We start from the raw sequence: 25,132 nt of genomic DNA on the forward strand, positions 1-25,132 counted from the left end.
CCGCCGCTTTTGTCAGGAGCTTTCATTTATAAGATGAAGTATAAATTCCCAAAAACCCGGCACTTCCTGGCATAACAGCATGTCCGCTTTTTCAACTATTTTAATCTTCAATTCTTGTTCAAGATCTTCTCTTTCCTGGTATGATGTATTGCTCAGTTTTTTTTTTATCATTGGCGAAAAACGCGAAATCAAAAGTTCCATTTCGTCGGTATCTGTGTTCTCTTTGTTGAAGTCAAATGGCCCGTTCACTGCTTATTTTCCCCCTTTTTTTGCTTGTCCAGCTGCTTTCTGAGATTGTCGAGCCCTTTTTTATGAATATTGGAAATGTTCTGCCGTGATTCACCCAGCGACTCGGCAATCTCCTTCATCGTCGCTCCGTGAAGATAAATATTCGTCAGCACGCTTTTTTGTTTATCGGTTAACGTCTGAAGCGCTTCGTATAAATCACGGTTTTGGACATGCTGGCTCAAATCCCCCTGCTTCCGCAGAAACTCTTCATACGCGTCTTTTCCCATTTCATAGGGAAGCGCTTCACCTCCCTCCGGCTGATCCACCGTCAGCGGATAGCGCTTCTGATTTTTACGGATGCGCTTGTCAAAATCGATGGAGAAAATCCGGATCATAGAGTTCATATATTTGATGATCCGGATTTCCTTATAAAACTGTTTAAAATGGTCGTCCAGTGATTTTGCATCCTTCTCGTCTGAATGTTCCAGCACATTTTTAAATTTCTCGTAATGCTTTGGGTCACTTAAAAAATGTTTAACGATCGGATGTTTCATAATTTCCTTGCATTTTGACCGTAAAAGAACTTGATAGTCCATAAAACCGCCCCCTATTTAAATTAAATGAAAGAAAGCAAAAAAAAGTAAACTACTCCTTTCCGACTAAGATTCCGCACTCCTTATGTCCCGGATTTGCCGGAACAAAAAAAAGACCCTCAACCGGGATATCAGGTTTACAGGAGCCGCTCTTTCTTTCACTTATATACATGACTGCAGGTCAAGTCAGGAGGTGGCTGATAATGGATCAGGTTTTTATAGAAGAAGCGGTCAGACAGATCGGCAATCTCGGCTTTCCGGCTCTGATTGCCATGTATCTTCTCACACGGTTTGAGAAGAAGTTTGACGCCCTGATCGAACTGATGACGGAACTGAAAGATCAAAAAATGAAAAATTAATTTTCACACGAAGTTGACTTTTCATCGGAACGCATCACTTAACAAAGCAGAAGGGAAAACGAAAGGCCTTTCACATTCTCTTTCTGAAAAAACAAAGCTTGAGAGGAGACGATTTACATGTCAAAAGAAAATAACTGCAATATCCCGCAGCCGATCAGAGGAGACAAAGGGGCGACCGTCACGATTCCGCGCAACCTTGAAAGAGACCGCCAAAATCCGGATATGCTGACGCCGCCGGAAACGGATCACGGCACAGTGGATAATATGAAATTCTCTTTCTCAGATGTGCACAACCGGCTGGAAAAGGGCGGATACGCGCGTGAGGTGACCGTTCGCGAGCTGCCGATTTCTGAAAATCTGGCATCTGTCAACATGCGTTTAAAACCGGGCGCCATCCGTGAGCTGCACTGGCATAAAGAAGCGGAATGGGCATATATGCTGACGGGCAAAGCGCGGGTCACGATTGTTGATGAACAGGGACGCAGTTTTATCGATGACGTGAAGGAAGGAGATCTGTGGTACTTCCCGTCAGGCCTGCCGCACTCCATTCAGGCGCTGAAAGAAGGCTGTGAATTCCTCTTGGTTTTTGATGACGGTTCTTTCTCAGAAAACAGCACATTCCAAGTGACTGACTGGCTTGCCCACACACCGCTTGATGTCATTGCCAGCAACTTCGGGGTTTCAGAAAAAGACCTCGCCGGCCTGCCCGGGAAAGAAAAATATATCTTTGAAGAGCCGGTTCCCGGGAAGCTGAAAGATGACATTGTGGAAGGCCCGAACGGTGAAGTGCCTTATCCGTTCACTTACCGCCTGCTGGATGAAGGCCCGACTGCTGAGACGGATGGCGGCAAAGTATATATCGCGGATTCCACAAACTTCAAAGTGTCCAAAACGATCGCTTCAGCGCTTGTCGTGGTCGAACCGGGCGCAATGAGAGAGCTGCACTGGCATCCGAACACGCATGAATGGCAGTATTATATTTCCGGTAAAGGGCGGATGACGGTTTTTGCATCAGACGGCCATGCAAGAACATTTAACTATCAGGCCGGGGATGTCGGTTACGTTCCGTTCGCAATGGGCCACTATGTGGAGAATTTGGGAGATGAGCCGCTCGTCTTCCTGGAAATCTTCAAGGATGACCACTATGCCGATGTGTCCCTGAACCAATGGCTTGCCATGCTTCCTGAGAAATTCGTCCAGCAGCATCTGGATCTGGGCAAAGACTTTACGGATATTCTTTCGAAAGAGAAACACCCTGTCGTCAAAAAGAAATGCTGAAGAAGATACACACCGGCTTGCAGAGTTCCGTCTCTGCAAGTCTCCTCTGTGTGAAAAGGAGCTGAACAGATGATCAATCAAAACGGGACGAAAATGTTTATTCTTCAGGTGCTCCGGTATGCCCTGGCAGCCGCTGCCGTATTATTCGGGTATTTTATCGTGATGATGGCCGTATTTTCATTAGCCGGGACGAGCTACGGATCGATGGCGTACGTCCTGCTTTTTTCCGTGCTTTTTATTTTTCTCGGTTTATGTTTTGAACCGCTTGAGCGGCTGATGATACATAGCTTTACCTTTTTTGGGACGGGCAGGCTGCCTTTTCTCCTTTTAGCCAGCACCGTTCAGCTGCTGTTCCTCTGGATGACCGCGTATACGACGGATAAACTGATTGAAAAGATTTGGCTGTCAACGACGGAGGAGCTGATTGTGGCGGGGGTTTTTTTCGTTTTGGATAAATGCGTCTCCGGAGAAAAGCAGCCCCGGGCGCAATAAAAAAACGCAGGCCGGAATGGCTCTGCGTTTTTTTTTCATCATACCGTTGCGTTTTCATGCCGGATTAAATCGTAGGTTAAGCAGACCGGTTTGTTCGTGCGCGGATCTTTTACAATCTGTGCGTCAATTTGGAAAACGTCTTTCAATATGCCGGGAGTCATGACTTCCTCCGCCGTTCCTTCCTTGATGACGCGCCCTTTTTTCAGGGCGATCATGTAATGGGAAAAACGGGCGGCATGGTTCAGATCATGAATGACCATTAAAATGGTACGGCCCTGCTCCTTGTTTAATTTGTCCAGCAGCTGCAAAATTTCAAGCTGATGGGCGAGATCTAAATAAGTGGTCGGCTCATCAAGAAGCAGCAGCTCCGTTTCTTGAGCGAGCGCCATGGCGATCCACACACGCTGCCGCTGCCCCCCGGAAAGCGCTTCGATCGGCCGGTCGTAAAATTCGGCCATCCCCGTCTCTTCCAGCGCCCATTTGATCATGTCACGGTCTTTATCACTCAAACGGCCCATTCCGGACTGATGCGGAAACCTGCCGTAAGAAACAAGTTCGTACACCGTCAGCCCGCTCGGCGCTTCAGGCGTCTGCGGAAGAATTGCCATTTCCTTGGCGATGTCTTTCGTGGATTTTTGCATGATCGCCTGTCCGTTTAAATAGACGGCGCCGGATTTCGGTTTCATGATTCTTGACATCGTTTTGAGAACCGTCGATTTTCCGCAGCCGTTCGGACCGATCAGCGTTGTAATTTTTCCTTTCGGGATGGCGATATCCAATTCTTTCGCTATCAAACGGTCGCCATAACCGACAGTAAGCTGTTCCGCCGATAATGAGTTCATCGCGGCAGTCTCCTTCCTCTATTTCGTTTTCATCAGCAAATATACAAAATACGGCGCTCCGAGCACGGAAATCACCAGGCCGACGGGAACTTCGGACGGCGCAAGCACATTTCTCGCCAGCGTATCGGCAAGCAGAAATAAAAATGCGCCGATTAAAGCCGAAACCGGGATAAGCGTCTGGTGGCGCGGCCCGGTAAGCCTTCTGGCCAAATGCGGCGCAATGAGTCCGAGAAAAGCGATTCCGCCGGCTGCCGCAACACATGACGCGGTCAGGGCAACGGCGGACATCAGCAGAACGCGCCGCTCCTTTTCAACCCGGGTGCCAAGCCCCGCCGCCAGCTGATCACCGAGCTGAAGCACATTTAAATACCTGGCTTTATAGAGGCTGAACGGTAAAAGAACCAGCAGCCACGGCAAAATGGACAGCACCATTTTCCAATTGGCGTTCCAAATCGAACCGGAAATCCATACAAGCGCCTGCATGAAATCCCGCGGGTCCATTTTCAGCTGAAAAATCAAGAGAAGCGCATTAAACCCCGCATTGACGCCGATCCCGACCAAAACGAGCCGGACAGGTGAAACGCCTTTTTTCCAAGCCAGCACATAGATGAGCAGCGCAGCCAGAAAAGCCCCCGCCAAAGCGCTCACCGGAAGCAGCCATGTACCGGCCATACTTAAATCAACAGCTGATCCTTGAAAAAAGAAGATAAACAGAACGACCGCCAAAGACGCCCCGGCGTTAATACCGAGAATGCCCGGCTCCGCCAAGTCATTTTGAGACACGCTTTGAAAAATCGCGCCTGAAACCGCGATTCCGGCGCCGACCAGCAATGACAGCACCATGCGCGGCAGTCTGAATTCAAATAAAACGAGCTGATCCCGGGCATCCCCCTGTCCGAAAAAGACACGTAGCGTATCAAGAGGCGCAATCCGGATCACACCCATGTTTAAGCTGATAAAAAAGACGATGCATATGAGCAAAAACGTAACGGCCATGACCGCCAGCGGTTTTTTCGATTTTACATTCATTACAGCCCTCTCCTTTCCCTGCGCGCCAAATAAAAGAAAAAGGGAACGCCGATAAGGGCGGTTAAAGCGCCGACCGGTGTTTCAAACGGCGCATTGACGAGTCTTGCGGCAATATCACTGAAGACTAACAGAACGGCGCCGAATACCGCCGAACAGGGAATGATCCACCTGTAATCTACCCCGACTAAAAATCGGGTGATATGCGGAATCACCAAGCCGATAAAAGAAATGGCTCCGGCGACTGAGACTGAAGCCCCCGTCAAGAGGACAACGACAAACATTCCGATTACTTTCACAAGCGATGTGTACTGCCCGAGCCCTTTGGCCAGCTCCTCACCCAAGCTCAGCACCGTCACTGAGCGCGCAATCAGAAATGCCAGCAAAAGTCCGATAACCCCGACCGCCAACAGCAGCTGCACGCCTTCCCATTTCACGGAAGCGACTCCTCCGGCATACCAGAACTTCACATCCTGGGCGACATCAAAACGGATCGCAATCGCGCTTGAAAGCCCCGTTAAGAAATAGCCGACTGCCGTACCGGCCAGCGCGAGCTTCACCGGTGTCAGACCGCCTTTTGAAAACAGGCCGATGCCAAACACAATAAGCGCTCCGATTCCCGCTCCCGCAAAGGACCACAAAACAAGCCCAGCGGCAGAGAGCCCCGGAAAAAAAGCAAACGCCAATGCGATCGCAAATCCTGACCCCGACGTCACGCCCATAATGGAAGGCTCAGCAAGCGGGTTCCGCGTCAGCCCCTGCATAATCGCCCCGGACACAGCTAAAAAAGCCCCGACGAGCGCGGCGGCAGCGGTTCTCGGCAGCCTCAGATCGCGTATGATTTGATGAGATGTATTTTGCGGCTGAAAGTGAAAGAGAGCATCCCACACCGTCCGCAGATGAATATCGGCAGCTCCGATGGAAACAGACAGAGCCGCGCCGATCAATAAAACCGCAATCCCGGCACACAGCAGCACAGCCGCCCGGAATGAACGCGCCGTCCACTGGATTTCACTCCCTGATGCCCCTTGAGCCGTCATTGTCTGTTTCTTTTTCAATAGACCCAACACTCGTTCTTCCTTTCTCAAAACAAGAATGGTAATGATAATGATTATCAATGACTTGTTTCAGTATAGCACTTTTATCTTCTCTTTTAATAGACCTAATTTCATATAAAAAAAGAAAGTTTTTCTTAAAAAAGAGCGTGCTTCTCTATGAAAGCAGTGATATAATCACACTGATAATGATTCTCTTTATCACTAATTTTCATGAAAGAAGGAATGTCAGATGTTCCATACATACAAGAAAATCGGCGCAGCGCTGATTGCCATGCTGCTCATCGCCGCTTTGGCCGCATGCGGCAATTCTTCAGACACGAAAGGTTCTTCTGAAAAAGAAGAAACCATCACGTATAAAGCCGAAAACGGCAATATTAAAATTCCGAAGCACCCGAAACGGGTCGTCGTCATGGCTGACGGCTACTACGGCGACTTTAAACAGCTCGGCATCAATGTTGTCGGCGCGCCGCAAAACGTATTTAAAAACCCTTATTACAAAGGGAAAACAAAAGGTGTGACAAACATCGGCGACGGCACGTCCGTTGAAAAAATCATTGACTTAAAGCCGGATTTAATCGTTGTCTGGACGACACAAGGCGCCGATATTGAAAAACTGGAAAAAATCGCGCCGACCATCGCCATTAAATATGACAAGCTCAGCAACATTGATCAATTCAAAGAGTTTGCGAAAATGACAGGCACTGAAGATAAAGCAGACAAATGGCTGGCTGAATGGGATAAGAAAACCGCTGCCGCTAAAACAAAGGTTCAAAAAGCGGTCGGCTCAAAAACCATCTCCATCATGCAGACAAACGGAAAAGACATCTATGTATTCGGTAAAGACTTCGGCCGCGGCGGAAGCATCATTTATGACAAACTCGGGCTGAAGGCCACAAAACTGACGCAGGAAAAAGCCATTAATCAAGGACCGGGCTACGCCAGCATTTCACTCGAGAAACTGCCTGACTTCGCGGGAGACTACATCTTTATGGGGCCATGGCAGGCCGGCGGTGACGACAAAGGCGTGCTTGACAGCTCAATCTGGAAGAACCTCGATGCTGTCAAACAAAACCATGTCTACCGCATTGATCCGATCGGCTTCTATTTCTCAGACCCGATCTCACTTGAAGGCCAGCTCGACTACATCACAAAAAGCTTAACGAAGTAACCCCGAAGCCGCTGTCACAGCGGCTTTTTATTATTCTTTACACTTGACCGTTTTTTCAGCGGACGCACTGACCATTTAACCGCATATACACGCCGTCAAAACGTAACCCGCCGCCGCAAATAAAAAAGACATCTCACAGACGTGAGATGTCTTTTTGTCATACCGATTGTCTGTTGTTTGCAAATTTCTTTGAGACGAAAGGATATAACAGCAAACCGACGAAGAACAGCCCGATACCGAGAATAAAGGTCGTTAAATCGGCCGTTCCGGTAATAATGACGTAAAAAGAATAAATGCAGGCAAGGATGGCGATGATACCGTCTCTTACTCTTGAACCCTTTATCTCGTCATACGTTTCACCCGTAAAAATGAGCTTCAGGCTGTAAAACGCTGACACGAGATACGGAATCAGATAAGCGAGCGTCGCCGCTGTCGTTAAAAACGTAAACGCGTCACTGATCGTCCGGGAAATAACTGAAAAGATAAAGATCTGTGACATCACGTTCGTTACGATTAACGACACAACCGGGCTTCCCTGTTTATTCGTTTTTGCAAAAGCAGCGGGAAAGTCTCCTGATTTCGCCGCTTGATACGGAACTTCAGAGCCGAGAAGAATCCAGCCGAGCATCGTTCCGAACAGACACAAAATCGCCAGAATCGCCATGATGACACTTCCCGCATTGCCGACGATCGCGTACAATACGTCAACAAACGGTTTTTCCGAGCCGACAAGCTTACCATGCGGAAGCACGCCCATCGTAATCAATGTCACGATGATATAGATGCCAAGCGCGATCAATAATCCGGTAATGGTGGCGCGTTTCACGTCGCGCTGCGAACGGGCGCGCCCGGATAAAATGACTGCCGATTCAATTCCGACGAACGCCCATAATGTTGAAATCGCCGCATTGTGGATCTGTCCGCCGATTCCCTCAACTGTGTGAGGACCTGTTTGAACCGGAAAATAAAAATGATCGAAAAACGACGTTTGAAACACAAATAAACCTGCAATGATAAAGAAGATAAATCCTAATACTTTTGAAAACGTCGTGACGAAATTTAATTTACTCGCACCGTTAATGCTGGTGACGAGAATCGTGTGAGTGCCCCATAATAAAACCGTACATACGGCAAACGTCAGCAGCTGGCCGAGCGTAACCGCCTGACCGCCGATCGAAAACATTTCACGCTTATCCGTTAAAATCGGGAAAAATGATGTTAAATATCCGGCAAGGCTCGTGATGATCGCCACGTTGCTGATCCAGCTCGCCACCCAGTAGCCCCACACCATCGTGAAGCCCGCTGCATTCCCTTTTTTCCGATCGCTGAACAGCGCACGCGCATAGCTTTGCGGCCCCGCCGTCAGCTCAGGCTTGCGGATGGATAAGTGGCCGAAGACCAGCGCGATCATTAACACACCGGCTCCCGTTAAAAGCCATGCCGATGTGGCGCCGAACGGGCTCGCGATTTTTGCGAGCGAACTCGGAAGCGAAAAGATGCCCGAGCCTACCATATTTCCTACGACAAACGCCGTTAATAACCAAAAACCCCATTTTTTCGTCTGTTCCATTCCTGTACCTCCTGGTTGTTCATTCGTACGGACCAGACCCCGAGATCATATTTACACGCAAAAAAAGCCTGAACAAAAGTCCATGCTTAAAGAAACACACACACCCTTGATCTCCGGATAGCCCTCCGCGAAAAAGCACGCGGCAGTCCTGCACTTATTCAGATACAGTCCCAGCATAAAGAAGGATCGGCTTTCTTTACACTTCGGCGCTGATGCCTTTAACACATGTTTTGCGGCCCCTATCAGCCTGGCATGTGCGACTCATCATCAAGCGCAACCTCTACCTCACCGAGAAAGAGTGAGGATTTTTATCATTCAATTCTACTCAGAGGTTATCAGAGATAAAAAGATCTGTCAAAGGGAAAAATTAGATGAAAACGGATAGAGCGTTCGCCCTACCCGTCTTATATGGTCAGCGGTTGTTTTTTTTCTTTTGAACAGCTTCTTGAAGCGGATCGTCTTTCAGAGCTGCACCGGCGTCTTCAAGCGCGCCTTGAATGACGTTTTTGTTTTTATCGCTGTTTTTTCCTTTTTCTTTGTTAAAGAAAGACATCTGTATCACCTCTTTATCAAATATAGGTACACCTATAATGTGTCTTTTTCCGCGGCAGAATATGCGGAATCCGCGTCTCCTTCCTTTTGGCGGAACAGGTAAAGTTTGTTGATCAAACATGCATTCTCTTGATATATTTGTAATTCAGGGGATTTTGGCAAAAATAAAAAGGAGAAGCGAAAAATGACAGGAAAAACACACATCATGGGAGGCATCGCTTCTTGTTCCGCAATTGCGTATTATTACGGGTATGATCCGGTCCTTATGACCTCAGCGGGTGCCCTCGGGGCGCTGATTCCCGACATATGCCATACGAAAAGCAAAATCGGCAGGACGCTGCCCGTTCTGTCCAAAATCGTAAGCACGGTGTTCGGCCACAGAACGTTTACACACAGCCTGCTGTTTATGCTTATTATGTTTTTCATTACGGCAACCTATATTCCGAATCCGAGCATTTCCGCCGGACTGATGATCGGAATGGCGAGCCATCTTGTGCTTGACGCATGGACCGTCAACGGCATTAAACTGCTGTTTCCGTCCGCCATCCGCTTCCGTCTGCCCCTTTATATGAGAACGGGGAGTTTTTCGGAGCAGCTTGTGCTGGCCGGCTTAACGATTGTATCCTGCTATTATTTATACGAACTGGTTCACGGCCGCATCTCTTAAACAAAAAGCATCTTTCGCTTTTAGGGTGAGGAGTCATACATATGAAGAAAACCTTTTTCAGCAATCATCGGTTTTTATGCCTGTCCATCCTGTTCATGTGGATGAAAACCTATGCCGTTTATAAGCTCGGTTTTGATCTGCAGAACAATTCGGTTCTTGAGGAATGTCTGCTTCTCATTAATCCGCTGAGCTTCATTGTGCCGCTGTTCGGCATCGCCCTGCTGCTGACAGAAAAAAAACAGCGGATCTTTCTGCTTTCGGCGAATGTGATGCTGACGGGAATTTTAATCGCGAATACGGTGTTTTACGGGTTTTATATTGATTTTATCACCATACCGGTTTTGTTTCAGGCGAGCAATATGGGCGATATGGGAAGCAGCGTCCAAGAGCTGTTTCACCCGCTTTATATCGCTTTATTTTTGGATATTGCGGTTTTGTTTTATCTTGGTAAAAGGCATAAAGCTGGTAAAGGAAAAGCCAGCACCCGTACCGTTAAAGCGTATGCGTGGGCATCAGCCGGCCTCATGCTGTGCAACCTTGCGCTGTCTGAGGCTGAGCAGCCGAAGCTGTTCAAGCACCCTTTTGATCGTGAAGCGCTCGTAAAAGGAATCGGCCTGTTCCACTTTCATTTGTATGACACCATTTCGCAGACGCTGAATGCAGGGGCTAAAGCGTTTGCCGACGAAGACAGCCTTGCGGCGGTCGCAAATTACACTCAAGCCGACTACAGCAGGCCGTCCGAATCAAAGTTCGGGCTCGCAAAGGGGCGCAATGTGATTTTTGTTACGCTCGAATCAACCCAGCGTTTTGTAATGGATGAGCGGGTCAACGGACGGGAGATTACCCCGTTTTTAAATAAACTGCGGAAAAAAAGTTATGACTTCACTCATTTTTATCAGCAGACTGAACAGGGAAAAACCTCAGATTCAGAATTCATTACTGCGAATTCGCTGTATCCGTCTTCAAGCGGCGCCGTTTTTTTTACAAAAAGCGGCCACCGGTTCAATACGATGTACCATATGTTAAAAGACCGTCAATACTATTCAGCCGTTCTGCATGCCAATCATAAAGCCTTTTGGAACCGGGATGAGATGTACGGGGCATTCGGAATCGACCGTTTTTTCGACGCGGATGAATTTAAGGTGACACAGGAAAATTCAACAGGCTGGGGCCTGAAGGATAAGGAGTTTCTCGAACAGTCAGCGGAAAAATTAAAGAAGCTTCCGCAGCCGTTTTACGCGAGCCTGCTGACTTTGACCAACCATTTTCCTTTTGAAATTGATAAACAGGATCAGCTCATTGAGGAACCGGACACAAGCAGCGAGTTATTAAACCGCTATGTGACGACGGTCCGCTATGAAGATGAGGCCCTGAAACACTTTTTCAAGAAGCTGAAAAAAGAAGGACTGTATGACAACGCGATGATCGTCCTGATGGGAGATCATTACGGTATATCCGAAGCCCATAATCAAGGACTTGCCGAATTCTTAGGGAAAGAGGAAATCACTCCGTTTGATACGGTTCAGCTTCAGCGCGTGCCGTTTATCATTCATATTCCCGGGGTGACCGACCGTGCGCCGGAAACGATTGCTTCGGCCGCGGGACAGGTTGATGTAAGACCGACGCTGCTTCACCTGCTCGGCATTGAAACGAAAGGCAGCATTCAGTTCGGCAATGATCTGTTTTCCGGAGAGCGGACGCCGTTTGCGGTGCTGAGAAACGGCAGCTTTATCACGGATGATCATATTTATACGAAAAATACGTGTTACAGCCGTAAAACGGGTGAACCGCTTTCTGACATGAGCGCGTGCAGCGATGAGAAAGAAAAAGCGGAACAAGAGCTGATGCTTTCCGATAAAATATTAAACGGCGACCTGCTGCGGTTTTATAAGCAATAAAAAAATCCCTCCGTTATATGGAGGGATTTTTCATGTTTCATATATGAGCCGTCCGGTCATTTTCGTATCATATCCGGATAATTGAGAAAGCTGGGACTTGAATTCCTCAGAATTAAGAATGTCCTGCACGCTTTGAACAAGCTCCCGGTTTTGTTTTAAGACGACCACATCGTACTGCTCACTGATCACCGGGATAAAGTCCGTGCCCGCCATATGCGCCGCATGCTGCGACCCGACTCCGATATCCGCCTTTCCGCTTGATACTTGTGAAGCCGCTGACAGATGATCCGTGACAATGTCATGATAGCCGGCGACATCAGACGGCGTGATGCCGAATGATCTGAGCTGTTCATCCAGCAGCACCCTCGCGCCTGATCCTTTTTCGCGATTGACGATGCGGACATCCTTTCGGCTCAAATCCTGAAAGCCCTGAATGTTCAGCGGATTGCCCTTTTTCACATATAATCCGGCCTGACGAAGCACGACATGAAAAAGCGCAAACGGCTCCCCTGAAAGGATGCGCTTCACATACGGGATGTTATACTGCCCCGTCTCCCCATCGTACAAATGCAGACTGACGATGTCACAAGCTCCGCGGTACATCTCGATCAGGCTGTTCAAACTGCCGCTGTACTTGCGGAGCGGAGCCGCCTGTATTGTTTGTTCCAGCTGTTTGCTGAGAAGGTCCATCGACACATCCTGCCCGCTGATGATAACGGACTGCCTTTTTTCCGGCTCCCGCCCGCGGGACGGGTCAGGTGCTTCTGATACGGATGGCTTTTTTGACATTCTCATGTTTGCTTTATATTGTTTTAAGTCCTCTTCATCGACCCTCATCTGTCTTCCGACCCTGTACGCCGGAATGAGTCCTTTTTTTATCAAATCATATACTGTCAGTTTGGAGACCTTCAAAAGGCCCGCAACTTCTTCTATTGTATAGGAAGTGGCTTCTGTCATATTATCACGCTCCGTTTTTATTATAACTGTTCAGATATTGAAAAAAAACCGCACCATCACGTACAATTGCGTTATAATTAGTTTGATCTAATGATATTTAGCTATAAGGGGTGCACAATGTTGAAAAAGAAAGCGACACTACTCACAACTGCGGCTATGGCCGTTTTCCTGGCAACTGCGGGCTGCTCATCCGGACAATCGTCCAAAGGCGGACAAAACGAAAAAGTCACGCTGACCGTTTCTGCGGCAGCCAGCGCTCAGGATGCACTTGAAGAAATCCAGACCAACTACGAAAAATCACATTCAAACGTAACCATTCAAGACAACTTCGGATCATCAGGCACATTGCAAAAACAAATTTCACAAGGCGCGGGAGCTGATTTATTCTTCTCGGCAGCCGAAGATAAATTCGAAAAGCTCGTTCATGACGGAGATATCGACAAAAAGGACAGCACGGATCTTTTGAAAAATGATCTCGTCATGATCGTACCTGAGAAAAACAGCGCACACCTGACACATCTGAATGACCTGAAAAAAGACAGCGCGGAAAAAATTGCGCTCGGCACGCCTGAATCCGTTCCGGCCGGACAATACGCCAAACAGTCATTGACGACATTATCCCTGTGGGACAAGGTAAAAGATAAAGTCGTCTATGCAAAAGACGTTCGCCAGGTGCTTTCTTATGTTGAAACCGGAAATGTCGATGCCGGGCTTGTCTATAAAACAGACGCGCTGATTTCGAAAAAGGTGAAAATCACCGATGAAGCGCCGGCGAAAACGCACGATCCGATCGTTTATCCTGTCGGCATCGTCAAGGATACAAAGCACCGTAAAGAAGCAGAAGCGTTTTATCAGTATCTGCAGTCAGATGAAGCAATGAAAGTGTTTAAGAAATATGGATTTACTGCCAAGTAACATTACGGCTTCGGAGTTTTTCACTCCCGTCGTACTGTCGTTTCAGGTGGCTTTGGCATCGGGCATCGCCGTCATCATTCTCGGGACGCTTGCCGGCGCCTGGATGGCGAAAGCGCGATTTCCCGGAAAAACGGCTGTGGAGACCCTGTTTATGCTCCCGCTCGTTCTTCCGCCTACCGTTGTCGGCTTCATTCTCATTATTATTTTCGGGAAACACAGCTTTATCGGCCGGACGATCGAGCGGATTTTTCACCAGCCCGTCATTTTCACGTGGTCGGCCGCGGTGATCGCTTCGGCCATTGTCGCCTTCCCGCTTATGTATCAGTCCGCTAAAACGGGCTTCGCCGCGGTTGATGCCGACATTGAGGGAGCGGCGAAAGTAGACGGAGCCGGCAGGTGGCAGGTGTTCACCCGCATTTCCGTCCCGCTTGCCTTTCCCTCCCTCTTGACCGGAAGCATTCTCAGTATTGCACGTGCGCTAGGTGAATTCGGGGCGACTTTAATGTTTGCGGGAAATATTCCCGGTGTCACCCAAACGCTGCCGACAGCGATTTACGTCGCGATGGACTCCGGCAATGAAACACTCGCCTGGGGGTGGGTGATCTGTATTGTGATCATTTCTTTCCTGATGCTGTTTTTCATCCAATTGAAAAAACCCGCTTGACCGATCCGCCTTCCGCGCACCTTTCGCCGGGAGGCTTTTTGATTTAAAATCGGATGGTATATAATGAAACAAAAAACACACAAAGGGTGCGGCCATGAAGATTAATGTCATTATCGCGGATGATAATTCTTTCATCAGAGAAGGAATGAAAATCATTTTGCATACATATGAGGAATTTACTGTATCGGCAACGTTGGAAAACGGCCTCGAGGCGGCAGAGTATTGTAAACACAATTCCGTCGATATCGCCTTGCTGGACGTCCGCATGCCGGTGATGAACGGCGTCGAAGCCGCAAAACGGATCGCGGAGGAAACGGATACGAAGCCGATGATCCTGACGACATTTGACGACGATGAGTATATTTTAGAAGCGATTAAAAACGGCGCGAAAGGATATTTATTAAAAAATACCGAACCGGAACGGATCCGCGATGCGATCAAAAGCGTTTTCAACGGGCACAGCATTCTTCAGGACACCGTACTGGATAAAATAAAAGACAGCCTTTCCCGGCCGGCGGAAGCCGCGCATCAGATTGATGAAAGCCAGTTTACTGAAAGAGAGCTCAGCATCATGTCGCTTATTGCGAAAGGATTCTCGAACAGGGAAATTTCAAAACAGCTTTTCATTTCTGAAGGGACGACGGCCAATTATATTTCCTCTATTTTAGGGAAAACGGGGCTTGAGCACAGAACGCAGATCGCGATTTATTATATCACCGGGAAGGTGGATAACGGGCGTTGAACGGTATGGATTTTTGGATGCTGATGAGCAGACTGATCGCCATTTTTTATACGGCTTTTTTGTTCGTATCGGCAGACCGCCTTTACACACCGTACGCCGTCTTGTTTCTGCTGCTTTATCTATCTTTGGGCATTGCGGTCTGCATGATCAGGCAGACCGCTTGGAGGCGCGGGATCACCCTCATGGCGCTGGCATTGACCGCTTGGCTTTCCGCCTTAGGCCATCCGGCGTTTCTGTTTCTTTTGCCGCCCGCCATTTTTGCCGTTCTTGCCGAATATCCGGTTCACCGCTATGTGTTCTGCCTGCTCGTGTTTTTGCCGTTTTTATTTATCCCGTACGGCGACCTTCCGACTTATATCGTCATGACGTTGTTCTGCTTGGCGATATTCGTTTTGGCCGCCCGGTCCAGCGACCGGCTGAAAAAATATGAAGAGCAGTCAGACAACATGCGCTCAAGCATTGAAAAACTGACGAAACAGCTGCACAGCAGCACGGAATATATCAAACAATCGGAGTATACCGGCAAACTCGAAGAAAGAAACAGATTGTCCCAAGCCATCCATGACAAAATCGGCCATTCCATGACAGGCGCGCTCATTCAGATGGAAGCGGCGAAACGGATGCTCGGCTCCCATCCGGACACAGCGGCTGAACTGCTCCAAAATGCCATTACCATTTCCAAAGAGGGCATAGAGGATATCCGTATTACGCTGAAAAATATGAAACCGCCCGCTGAACAAATGGGCATTCACAGATTAAGAACGTTTATTGATGAATTTTCGGCCAAAAACGGGATGCCGGTTCCGTTTACGCATCAAGGCGATTTGGACAGGCTGACGCAAATGCATTGGAGAGTCATTCAGGAAAACGTAACCGAAGCCTTGACCAATGCAATGAAATACGCCGATGCCACACAGATCTTCATTGATATCCATGTGCTGAACAAAGCCGTGAAAGCGGAAGTGAAAGATAACGGAAACGGCGCCGTCCGCTTTAAAAAAGGCCTCGGCATGCTCGGTATGGAAGAACGGGCGGCCGTCTTGCACGGAACCGTTATTTTTGACGGCACGGCCGGTTTTTCCGTCACGACATTGCTTCCGGTTGAATAAGTGAATGTTTTCATGTGAAAAATATGAAGATTCTCATGTCAAAGGAATGAACAGCTGCACTAACGGCCGTTCATTCTTTTTTTTATAATAAGAGCATCATAAGACATAGAGGTGGAAACATGAACATTTTGGAGCTCAAACAGCTGAGTAAGAAATTCGGTGATTATGCCGCCGTTGACCAGATGTCGCTTGCCGTAAAAGAAGGTGAGATTTTCGGGTTTCTCGGCGCAAACGGAGCCGGAAAAAGCACGACGATCAATATGATCTCAGGCCTTTTAAAACCTTCAGGCGGAGACATTCTGTTTCTCGGAAAAGATATTTTCAAATATAGCAAAGCAGCGAAAATGAATATCGGCATCGTCCCTCAGGACCTCGCGATTTACGAAGAATTAAACGCCTATGAAAATGTGAAGTTCTTCGCCGGGCTGTACGGCCTGAGAGGGGCGGCTCTGAAAGAACGGGTCGAGGAGGCCCTGACATTCGTCGGCTTGAGCGATAAACACAAATATTTGCCGAAGCATTTTTCCGGCGGAATGAAGCGCAGGCTCAATATTGCGTGCGCTCTTGCCCACCGGCCGAAACTGATCATCATGGATGAACCGACGGTCGGTATTGACCCGCAATCAAGAAATTATATTCTGCAATCAGTGAAAAAGCTGAATGAAATGGGCTGCACGATCATCTACACGAGCCACTACATGGAGGAAGTGGAAGAAATATGCACGCGCATCGCCATTATCGACCATGGAAAAGTCATCGCAGAAGGCACAAAAGAACAGCTGACCTCCATCATTACCGACACGAAGGACGTCGTGATTGAGCTGTCATCCGGAAACGGCATCAGCCTCGGCGATATTCAGGAGCTGCCCGGCGTCAGAGCCGCCACACTGGAAGAAAACAGCGTGAAAATCAGCTCTGACACAGGGGTCAACAATTTAAACCGCCTGATCCGGTACTTCATGGACAAAGGAATTGAAATCCGCTCCTTGCAGGAACAGGCCCCTGACTTAGAAACGGTATTTCTCACGCTGACAGGCAGAAGCCTGCGCGACTGACCTCACTGAAAGGAGGATTGCAAATGAATATTCTGCACATCGCCGGGAAAGAAATCAAAATCAGTTTCCGCGACAGACGGACTTTTATTTTCATGCTTGCTTTTCCGATCGTCTTCATGCTGATTTTCACTGCGGCATTATCAAACGCCTTTGATTCAGAGGTGACGGTCGGGAACATCAAGGTCGTATATACGGACCAGTCAAACGGCCCTCTTTCTCATGATTTCACTGAGTTTATGAAAGCCGCCAAAAAAGAGCATGTCTATTTTCAAAAAGCGGACACGGAGGCAAAAGGCAAAAACGAGGTTCGAGAAAATCAGGCGGATGCTTTCGTCACTGTAAAAAACACCGGTTTTCAAGTCTATACAAATGACCGGAGCGGCATAAACGGCACGATCGTCCAAGGCATGCTGACCGCTTTTACCAATCAATACAAAGCAGGCGCCGCCGCTTACAAGGCGCATAAGGCGCCTTCCGCCGGACAAATCAAAAGCGATTATATGAAGCAGACGTCTTTACACAAAGCGAAAGAACCGAAAGCGAAAGATTTTTACGCGATATCCATGACGACGATGATCGGGCTGTACGCCTCGATTTTTGCAAGCAGCTTATTCCGCGGGGAAAGAATACGGCACACCGCAGATCGCCTGATCGCCGCCCCGCTCCGGAAAAGCGATATCTTTCTCGGAAAGATGCTCGGCATTTTGGCTGTGAATGTTCTGACGATTCTTGCCGTTGTCGCCTTCAGCAAATTTATCTTAAAAGCGAATTGGGGCAGCCACATGGGACTTGTGCTTTTGATTCTCGTTTCTGAAATTCTTTTGGCCGTCAGCTTCGGACTCAGCCTGAGCTATTTGACCAGAAAACCCGAAAGCGCCAGATTAATCACCGTCATCATCGTTCAGGTGATGTCCATTATCGGCGGCGCCTATTACAAATATGAAGGCGGAGGAATTTCCGCCCTGTCGCCCTTATCCTGGATCAATAAGGCGATTAACAGCATCATTTACGCAAATGATGTATCAGCGGCATGGCCTGCACTCGGTTTAAATACAGCATTGGCGGCACTCTTTTTGCTGATCGCCGCATTTACGTTTCAAAGACGGGAGGGACTGTAATATGAAAAACTTCTGGTGGCTGTTTGCGCACACTCTCAAAGGGATTACAAAAAGCAAAAAACAGCTCATTCTTTATATCGGGGCTCCGCTGATCGGCGTCTTCCTCTCCTTCATGACCAATGCCAACGGCGGAGCCGAAACGCTCAATATCGGCATTCTCGATCAAGACGGCGGAGAAGTGGCGCAGGATACGGCCGCGTTTTTAAAAGGACTGGATCATGTGAAGATTTCGGAGGAAACGGCTGCGTCCGCCACATCAAAGATCGCTTCAGGAAAAATGGAGGCGCTCATTACGTTTGAAAAAGGCTTCTCCCAAAGCGTAAAAGACGGGAAACCGTCTCACATCGGCATGACCTCGCTGAAAGGCGCCCAGGTCACCGGATATGTCAGCTCTTATTTGTACAATTATATGAACAGCATCGCCTCAATCGGCAAATCCTCCGGCGGAGACGCAAAGGCCTTTCAGGCGATGTACGCCGATTTCAAGCATTCTCCCATTCAAACGGAGTCCGCTGTTTTACAAGATACATCGAACCATAAAGAAATGACTTACTCAGTCATCGGGTATCTCATTATCATTATGCTCTATTCCGCAGGCAACCTGACGGAACTAATGATTAAAGAGAGAGAAAACAGGACATACTACAGGCTTCTGTCAACGCCGATCACATCAAAGCAGTATGTATTGGCGAACGCGGCGGTGAATATCATTATCATGGCCGTCCAAATTCTATTCGCCGTTCTCTTTATGGGCGCCGCTTTTCATATTCATCCGTCATTCCCGCTGTGGCAGCTGTTCGTCCTGATGATGCTGTTTGCATTAAGCGCGATCGGGGTCGCCTTTATTGCCGTCGGTTTTTCCAATAGCAGCGCTTCGGCATCGGCGCTTTTGAATTTGATCGTCGTGCCGACATGCTTGCTGGCCGGCTGCTTCTTTCCGGGCAATATTATGCCGAAAACGGTGCAGACAATCGCCGAATTTCTGCCTCAGCGCTGGGTGCTCGATACGGTGGATCAATTGCAGCAAGGCCGCACGTTCCAAAGCCTGATGCTGAACATCATCATTTTGGGAGCCTTCGCCGCCGCCCTGTTATTAATAGCCGCATACAGGTTCAGCGTAAAACGTCAGACACAGACATTTATGTAAAGAAAAACAGCCCCGTAAAGGGCTGTTTTTTTCTTAGAACAGAAGCTCGTCCGGATTCGGGCCGACACGCTCGTCTTTGTTCAATGCGCTGATCTTTTCCATTTCTTCCTGTGACAGTTCGAAATCAAAAATATCGGCATTTTCTATGATGCGGTGCTCTTTAATCGATTTCGGAATGGTAACGACTTCGTTCTGAAGATCCCAGCGCAAAATCACTTGAGCAACCGATTTGTTATGTTTTTCCGCAATTTGTGACAGCACTTCGTTATCGAGGAGCTGTCCCTGCATCAATGGAGACCATGCTTCCACTTGAATGCCCTGCGCTTTGCAGAAATCTCTTACTTCTTTTTGAGTCAGGCGCGGGTGGAATTCAATCTGGTTGACCATCGGCTTGATTTCAGCATCTTTCAGCAGTTCTTCTAAATGATGCACTTGGAAGTTGCTGACGCCGATTGCGCGGATTTTACCGTCTTTGTACAGCTTTTCAAGAGCGCGCCATGTGTCTTTATATTTATCCTTGCCCGGCCAGTGAATCAGGTAAAGGTCGAGGTAATCGAGGCCGAGGCGCTCAAGGCTTTTCTCAAACGCGTCAAGTGTCGTTTCGTATCCTTGATCTTCATTCCACACTTTTGACGTGATGAACAGCTCTTCTCTGGCAACGCCCGCAGCTCTGATGCCTTCGCCGACACCCTCTTCATTTTTGTAAATAGCCGCCGTATCAATGCTGCGGTAGCCGTTTCTGATTGCCGCTTCGACGGAGTCCGCCGCTACGCTTCCGTTTTCCACCTTGAAGACGCCAAGGCCGAACCACGGCATTTCAACGCCATTATGAAGCTTTACAGTATCTTTTAAGCTTTTTGCCACGTTGAACCATCCTTTCTAGTCATTATGTAAACGGTTATTATTATCTCACATTTCCGCTGTAAGAAACCAATTATACGCTCATCGTCATCACAAAAACCATCTTTAGTGCCCAAGCACCACTTCCGTTATTATTTTCCTATTTTTCAAAAATTCCGGTTAACCGGGTAACTGTCCGGGTAAATCGCTACTGTAGCCACCACACAATTGAAGGAGGAAATCATATGAAACGTATGCGTATCCCGATGTCCGTTGCCCTTGGCGCCGCTTTGTCTCTGACTCCTCTGTCCTTTGTATCCGCAAAAGAAACCCCGGTCCCTCAAAACATGGCACAGCAATCATCAGATGCCTCAGCAAAAGATGTCGGATTAAACATTGACGTTGACCTGCTCGGCATCGGCAATTCGATTGCTGACGCGATTAAGTCGGCGCAAAACCGTGACGGCTTCGTCAAAAACTTAATGGAATCTTCATTCTACGCTTCCGGACAAAAATATAACGTCATGGTGTTTAATTTAAGCCAGGAATATGAAGATCATTTTAACGGCGTTCAGTTTTACGGTTCCGCCGTTTATGACGGCATCACGTACGGCATTTGGGTGTTTGAAGACGGAAGCTTCACCAATAAAGGTGATGGCGGCTGGATCAACTGGGCCTTCAGAGGCTGGTTTGACCGCGACGGCGATCACGTCGAATTCCATCGTCCGTAATCAAAAAAAGTCCGGCGACAGATGCCGGACTTTTTTGATTTATTCATCTCCGTCAAGCATGGCCGCTTCCACATCATTGATGTATTGGCGAAGCTCATGTGACATATCGCGGGAAATTTCCCGCTCTTCGAACAATGTTTGGATTTCGTTGCGGATGGCCTGCACGGCCCGCAGTTTGATTTCGAGTTTTTGATTTTCAAAACGGCGGCTCGGATTCTGTTCGTGATACGAGTGCCCCAGCCTGAAAATCAGGTGATTGTAAAAGGAAATGACGGCAAGCGTCACATCTTTATTTTCTTCAGTCATGTGTTTTTTCAGGCTTTCAATGGCCGCTTTTGCCGTTTTAACCCTTGTGGCGCGGATGAGGCCTTCTTCATTTAAAATCGTCATTTCCGGCTTTTTTTGTTCACCGAAAAAGATCCAGTACATCAGGCGTTTCAGCTTTTTCTTAGATAAGCCGACTTTAAACGGATTCGTATACAGCACTTCCAGTTCATCAAACCGTTCCTGAAGGCTGTCAGCCGTTTCTTCCGGTATGTCGCCCCGCTCAATCAGCCGCAGCAATTCTTCCTGTTCAGCCTGTATCCCTTGGGCGCGGACTTTCCGCTCATCTTTTTTCGTGCGGTTTTTGACGGTGAACTGCTGAAATCTGAGATTTTTCATTTTCTCATTGTATTCGGCAATGACCGCAAAAGAAGCCGTTTTGTTTGTCTCATTCATATTTTCTTTAATGGCGGTTAAGGCAGCCTTTATCAGCTTCCGTCTCGCTGTCAGCAATTTGACTTTCTTCTCTTTCACATTGTCTTCCGGCTTATCTGTCAAAATCGGCAGTACAATTGTCGCCAGCACCAATGTGCACATAATAACACCCGCGGCTAAAAAGAGAATCAAATTCCGTTCAGGAAACGGTGAGCCGTCAGAGAGCACGTAAGGAATGGAAAAGGAACCCGCAAGCGTGACCGCTCCCCTGACGCCTGAAACCGAAATCAGCAGGGTCGAGCGCAGGCCGGGTTTATAAATGCTCTGATCCTTATTAAAAAACCACTTGCCGTTCCAAAAAAACAGCACCCACAAAAACCTGAGAATCATTAACGTCAGCGTAATGACGATAATGTACCCGATGACCATCATATTGTTAAACGCGGTATCATTAAAGATGACGGAAACCACATCCGGTATTTGCGCCCCTAAAATAACGAAAACAAGACCGTTCAGAATGAACAAAATAATATTCCACGTACTTGAAGAGACGATTTGCAGTTTGACCATCGTTGATTCAAGACGGTCCTGCTCCACCGCATGCGTGATGCCGCCGGCCACAACAGCTAAAATGCCGGAAACGCCGATTTCTTCAGCCGCGAGATAGATGACGAACGGCGTCAGAATTTGAATCAGCATATGCATCGTGACATCCTGCATGCCGAGGCGGCGCAAAAACAGCCGGAAACGGATAATCAAAAAAGAAATGACGACACCGCTGAGTAAACCGCCGGCTGAAATCAGAACGAAACTGAAGGCGGCCTGCGCCAGCGAAAATGCGCCCGTCACGGCAGCCGCAATCGCAAATTTAAAAGCGACCAGGCCGGATGCGTCATTCATCAGTCCTTCTCCTTCAAGGAGACGCAGAATGCCTTTTGGCATCTTCACTCGCCCTGACAGCGCGCTGACCGCGACAACGTCAGTCGGTGACAGTATCGCCGCCAGCCCGAACGCGGCAGCCAGCGGAATGCTCGGAATCATCCAATGAATCGTGTAACCGCCGACAATCACCGTGGCAAACACGAGCCCGAGCGCAAGCAGCAGAATCGGCGCTCTTAAATTCCAAAGTTCCGCACGCGGCGTCCGTTTTCCATCGTTAAAAAGCAGCGGAGCGATAAACAAAACAAAAAACAATTCGGTATTCAGTTCAAAGTGAAGCCCCTGCGGAAATGACGCCGCAATGATACCGAGCGCCACCTGAATCAAAGGCACCGGGATAAAGGGGACAAACCGATTTACGATATTTGAGATCGCGATGATGGTTAAAAGTACGAGTACGACTAAAAATATGTCCAAAGCATGACCTCCTTCATCTGCTGCATCATATCATTATTGCCTGATCTCTGCCTTTGCCAAAGGCCGGAGCCGATGATCGGGCAGATTCAATATATTTTCCGCACGCAACCATTCTTCTTTTATTTTACCCGTTTTTATTTAAAATTTCTCATAACGTGCTCACGGGGAACTTTTTTTGCCTTCAGCTACATTTTTTCCGGAAAAAGAAAAAGCCTGTTTTCTCTGAAAACAGGCTTTTTCGCAAGCTGCGTCATCTGTTTCATGACGCGATGCAGCGTTTATGCTTCTTAGTAATGGATAGAGAACGCACCGTCAGTGTGTCTCTATCCTTGGTTTTAAGTGCTCATCTTATTCGTGAAAATTCGTGCCGTCTGTCGTCGCTTTAATGATGCCGGCGCGGATGACGAAATCGCCGAAGTGTTCGCCTTCCTCACGCTCTTTCGCGTAGCGCGGGAGAATGGTGCGAAGCTCACTCAGAATTTCCTCTTCACCGATATTTTCCCGGTACATTTTGCTCAAACGGCTGCCGTCAAACGCCGCTCCTAAATACATATTATATTTTCCGGGCGCCTTTCCGATAAATCCGATTTCGCCGAGCGCATGGCGGGCGCAGCCATTCGGGCATCCGGTCATACGGATGGTGATTTCTTCATCCCGCAGCCCGTTTTCGTCAACAATGTCTTCAATCTTATCAATCAATTTCGGCAGATACCGCTCGGCTTCGGCCATGGCGAGCCCGCATGTCGGAAGCGCGACGCAAGCCATTGAACTGCGGCGGAGGGCGGAATGCTGCCGGCCGTCTGTCAGACCGTATTGTTCGATTAATGCGCTGATTTGTTTCTTTTTCTGGCTCGAGACATTGCCGATAATCAGGTTTTGATTAGAGGTGAGACGGAAATCTCCCGTATGGACTTTGGCGATTTCACGCAATCCCGTCATCAGCTTATAATTCTCATAGTCCGTGACGCGGCCGCCTTCGATAAACATCGTAAAGTGCCATTTACCTTTTACACCCTTCACCCATCCGTAACGGTCGCCGTTATGGTCAAAATGATAAGGTTTCGCTTCATCCAGCTGCCAGCCGAGGCGGTTTTCCAGCTCGGCTTTTACGTTTTCCAGCCCGAGACGGTCAACAGTGTACTTGAATCTGGCATTCTTTCTGACGGAACGGTTTCCGTAATCGCGCTGAATCGTAATGGTTTTTTCCGCTACATCATACAGCTGCTCCGGTTTGCAGAAGCCGATGACTTTTGAAAGCTGCGGATAAGTGGCCGTATCGCCGTGCGTCATTCCCATACCGCCGCCGATTGCAACGTTGAATCCGATAAGACGGCCTTCCTCCACGATGGCAATGAAGCCGAGATCTTGAGAATAGACATCGATATCATTGGACGGAGGCACGGCGATTCCGATTTTGAATTTCCGCGGCAGGTACAGCGGCCCGTACATCGGTTCCGTTTCCGTGTCAGGAGTGCCCGCCACACGTTCCTCATCAAGCCAGATTTCATGATAGGCTCTCGTGCGCGGAAGAAGGTCATCGCTCAATTTCTTCGACCATTCGTATACTTCCGCATGAATTTCAGACTGGTGCGGATTTGAAGCGCACATGACGTTTCGGTTGACATCTCCGCAGGCCGCAATGGTATCAAGCAGCGCCGCATTGATTTTCTGAATCGTTTTTTTCATGTTCCATTTTAAAATTCCGTGCATTTGGAACGTTTCACGCGTTGTCAGCTTCAATGTATTGTTTCCGTATTTTTGCGCCAGTTCATCCATGACAAGCCATTGTTCCGGAGTTGACACGCCGCCTGGCATCCGAACGCGCAGCATGAACTGATAAGCCGGTTCAAGCTTTTGTTTTTGACGTTCATTACGGAGATCGCGGTCATCCTGCAAGTAGCTTCCGTGATGCTTCATCAGCCGGTTGTCATCGTCCGGGATGCCGGCTGAAATCCGGTCGAGCATGACTTCTTTCAATGTGCCGCGCAAATAATCACTTTTTTCTTTAATTTCCTCAACATCACTTGGAGGGCCTTCCGGCGCTTTTAAAATGTTGTTCACCATGCTG

The 25,132-nt window shown here is 48.3% G+C and carries 25 protein-coding genes and 1 riboswitch; of the genes, 14 read left to right on the top strand and 11 right to left on the bottom strand.

All coding sequences use genetic code 11. The features are described from left to right. Window positions 1-12: 12 nt before the first annotated feature. Window positions 13-249, bottom strand: coding sequence for a sigma-O factor regulator RsoA (rsoA, locus tag ACKTRM_RS15485; protein ID WP_003151778.1), 237 nt, complete (start codon window positions 247-249; stop codon window positions 13-15). Further along, the gene (locus ACKTRM_RS15490; protein WP_087920805.1) at window positions 246-782 is read right to left on the bottom strand and encodes a sigma-70 family RNA polymerase sigma factor; all 537 of its coding nucleotides are present in this window, start codon (window positions 780-782) and stop codon (window positions 246-248) included. The genes rsoA and ACKTRM_RS15490 overlap by 4 nt, the downstream gene beginning before the upstream one ends. A 242-nt stretch (window positions 783-1,024) precedes the next feature. Between ACKTRM_RS15490 and ACKTRM_RS15495 the strand changes: the two genes are divergently transcribed. From ACKTRM_RS15495 to ACKTRM_RS15505, 3 genes are all read left to right on the top strand, one after another. Next, window positions 1,025-1,180, top strand: a complete 156-nt coding sequence (locus ACKTRM_RS15495; protein WP_012118419.1) for a YvrJ family protein — start codon at window positions 1,025-1,027, stop codon at window positions 1,178-1,180. Window positions 1,181-1,297: 117 nt separating this feature from the next. Further along, window positions 1,298-2,458 carry an oxalate decarboxylase family bicupin gene (locus tag ACKTRM_RS15500; protein ID WP_012118420.1) on the top strand — a complete coding sequence of 387 codons (1,161 nt, stop codon included), beginning with the start codon at window positions 1,298-1,300 and terminating at the stop codon, window positions 2,456-2,458. Window positions 2,459-2,527: 69 nt separating this feature from the next. Further along, window positions 2,528-2,950, top strand: coding sequence for a regulatory YrvL family protein (locus ACKTRM_RS15505; RefSeq protein ID WP_012118421.1), 423 nt, complete (start codon window positions 2,528-2,530; stop codon window positions 2,948-2,950). 38 nt (window positions 2,951-2,988) lie between these two features. Here ACKTRM_RS15505 and ACKTRM_RS15510 read toward each other — a convergent pair whose 3' ends face one another. From ACKTRM_RS15510 to ACKTRM_RS15520, 3 genes are read right to left on the bottom strand one after another with little or no spacing between them, the layout of a single operon-like run. Beyond that, a complete protein-coding gene (locus ACKTRM_RS15510; RefSeq protein WP_012118422.1) occupies window positions 2,989-3,792 on the bottom strand; it encodes an ABC transporter ATP-binding protein in 804 nt (267 codons plus the stop codon). Window positions 3,793-3,810: 18 nt separating this feature from the next. Continuing rightward, window positions 3,811-4,821 (bottom strand): FecCD family ABC transporter permease, encoded by a 1,011-nt coding sequence (locus ACKTRM_RS15515; RefSeq protein WP_012118423.1) that lies wholly within the window; start codon window positions 4,819-4,821, stop codon window positions 3,811-3,813. After that, a complete protein-coding gene (locus tag ACKTRM_RS15520) occupies window positions 4,821-5,858 on the bottom strand; it encodes a FecCD family ABC transporter permease (RefSeq protein WP_029973587.1) in 1,038 nt (345 codons plus the stop codon). Before ACKTRM_RS15520 ends, ACKTRM_RS15515 begins: the two co-directional genes overlap by 1 nt. 247 nt (window positions 5,859-6,105) lie before the next feature. On the opposite strand from ACKTRM_RS15520, the gene ACKTRM_RS15525 reads away from it, so the two are divergent. Beyond that, window positions 6,106-7,044, top strand: coding sequence for an iron-hydroxamate ABC transporter substrate-binding protein (locus tag ACKTRM_RS15525; protein ID WP_012118425.1), 939 nt, complete (start codon window positions 6,106-6,108; stop codon window positions 7,042-7,044). A gap of 157 nt (window positions 7,045-7,201) precedes the next feature. Here the strand turns inward: ACKTRM_RS15525 and ACKTRM_RS15530 are convergent, their stop codons facing one another. Further along, on the bottom strand, window positions 7,202-8,614 hold the full coding sequence (locus ACKTRM_RS15530; protein ID WP_007613722.1) for an amino acid permease: 1,413 nt from the start codon (window positions 8,612-8,614) through the stop codon (window positions 7,202-7,204). 110 nt (window positions 8,615-8,724) lie between these two features. Next, window positions 8,725-8,905: riboswitch (Lysine riboswitch) on the bottom strand. Window positions 8,906-9,026: 121 nt separating this feature from the next. Beyond that, window positions 9,027-9,167 carry a small acid-soluble spore protein SspJ gene (gene sspJ / locus ACKTRM_RS15535; RefSeq protein WP_012118426.1) on the bottom strand — a complete coding sequence of 47 codons (141 nt, stop codon included), beginning with the start codon at window positions 9,165-9,167 and terminating at the stop codon, window positions 9,027-9,029. Between the two features lie 183 nt (window positions 9,168-9,350). Here sspJ and ACKTRM_RS15540 point away from each other — a divergent pair, with 183 nt between their 5' ends. After that, a complete protein-coding gene (locus ACKTRM_RS15540) occupies window positions 9,351-9,833 on the top strand; it encodes a metal-dependent hydrolase (RefSeq protein WP_003151759.1) in 483 nt (160 codons plus the stop codon). Window positions 9,834-9,874: 41 nt separating this feature from the next. Further along, window positions 9,875-11,731 carry an LTA synthase family protein gene (locus ACKTRM_RS15545; RefSeq protein ID WP_012118427.1) on the top strand — a complete coding sequence of 619 codons (1,857 nt, stop codon included), beginning with the start codon at window positions 9,875-9,877 and terminating at the stop codon, window positions 11,729-11,731. Between the two features lie 30 nt (window positions 11,732-11,761). On the opposite strand, the gene ACKTRM_RS15550 is transcribed toward ACKTRM_RS15545, so the two are convergent. Beyond that, window positions 11,762-12,688, bottom strand: coding sequence for a substrate-binding domain-containing protein (locus ACKTRM_RS15550; RefSeq protein WP_012118428.1), 927 nt, complete (start codon window positions 12,686-12,688; stop codon window positions 11,762-11,764). A 117-nt stretch (window positions 12,689-12,805) separates the two neighbouring features. Here ACKTRM_RS15550 and modA point away from each other — a divergent pair, with 117 nt between their 5' ends. The 7 genes from modA to ACKTRM_RS15585 all read left to right on the top strand — a co-directional run bounded on the left by modA (window position 12,806) and on the right by ACKTRM_RS15585 (window position 19,438). Continuing rightward, window positions 12,806-13,603, top strand: coding sequence for a molybdate ABC transporter substrate-binding protein (gene modA, locus ACKTRM_RS15555; protein WP_012118429.1), 798 nt, complete (start codon window positions 12,806-12,808; stop codon window positions 13,601-13,603). Beyond that, window positions 13,584-14,267, top strand: a complete 684-nt coding sequence (gene modB, locus ACKTRM_RS15560; RefSeq protein ID WP_023357129.1) for a molybdate ABC transporter permease subunit — start codon at window positions 13,584-13,586, stop codon at window positions 14,265-14,267. Before modA ends, modB begins: the two co-directional genes overlap by 20 nt. Window positions 14,268-14,361: 94 nt before the next feature. Further along, a complete protein-coding gene (locus ACKTRM_RS15565; protein WP_012118431.1) occupies window positions 14,362-15,009 on the top strand; it encodes a response regulator transcription factor in 648 nt (215 codons plus the stop codon). 5 nt (window positions 15,010-15,014) lie between these two features. After that, window positions 15,015-16,118: a sensor histidine kinase gene (locus ACKTRM_RS15570; RefSeq protein WP_041482269.1), complete on the top strand. Its 1,104-nt coding sequence runs from the start codon at window positions 15,015-15,017 to the stop codon at window positions 16,116-16,118. A gap of 119 nt (window positions 16,119-16,237) precedes the next feature. After that, window positions 16,238-17,173, top strand: coding sequence for an ABC transporter ATP-binding protein (locus ACKTRM_RS15575; protein WP_012118433.1), 936 nt, complete (start codon window positions 16,238-16,240; stop codon window positions 17,171-17,173). Window positions 17,174-17,196: 23 nt separating this feature from the next. Beyond that, window positions 17,197-18,291 carry an ABC transporter permease gene (locus tag ACKTRM_RS15580; RefSeq protein ID WP_012118434.1) on the top strand — a complete coding sequence of 365 codons (1,095 nt, stop codon included), beginning with the start codon at window positions 17,197-17,199 and terminating at the stop codon, window positions 18,289-18,291. A gap of 1 nt (window position 18,292) precedes the next feature. After that, window positions 18,293-19,438, top strand: coding sequence for an ABC transporter permease (locus ACKTRM_RS15585; protein WP_012118435.1), 1,146 nt, complete (start codon window positions 18,293-18,295; stop codon window positions 19,436-19,438). A 33-nt stretch (window positions 19,439-19,471) separates the two neighbouring features. Here the strand turns inward: ACKTRM_RS15585 and ACKTRM_RS15590 are convergent, their stop codons facing one another. Beyond that, window positions 19,472-20,302 (bottom strand): aldo/keto reductase, encoded by an 831-nt coding sequence (locus tag ACKTRM_RS15590; protein WP_007410023.1) that lies wholly within the window; start codon window positions 20,300-20,302, stop codon window positions 19,472-19,474. A gap of 221 nt (window positions 20,303-20,523) precedes the next feature. On the opposite strand from ACKTRM_RS15590, the gene ACKTRM_RS15595 reads away from it, so the two are divergent. Next, window positions 20,524-21,009, top strand: a complete 486-nt coding sequence (locus tag ACKTRM_RS15595) for a hypothetical protein (protein WP_012118436.1) — start codon at window positions 20,524-20,526, stop codon at window positions 21,007-21,009. Between the two features lie 39 nt (window positions 21,010-21,048). Here ACKTRM_RS15595 and ACKTRM_RS15600 read toward each other — a convergent pair whose 3' ends face one another. After that, window positions 21,049-23,064, bottom strand: a complete 2,016-nt coding sequence (locus ACKTRM_RS15600; protein ID WP_012118437.1) for a Na+/H+ antiporter — start codon at window positions 23,062-23,064, stop codon at window positions 21,049-21,051. Window positions 23,065-23,412: 348 nt separating this feature from the next. Further along, on the bottom strand, window positions 23,413-25,128 hold the full coding sequence (gene cysI / locus ACKTRM_RS15605) for an assimilatory sulfite reductase (NADPH) hemoprotein subunit (RefSeq protein WP_012118438.1): 1,716 nt from the start codon (window positions 25,126-25,128) through the stop codon (window positions 23,413-23,415). Window positions 25,129-25,132 lie beyond the last annotated feature (4 nt).

The organism is Bacillus sp. D7-8, from assembly GCF_052055895.1.
In the GTDB taxonomy this organism is placed as follows: Bacteria; Bacillota; Bacilli; order Bacillales; family Bacillaceae; genus Bacillus; species Bacillus velezensis.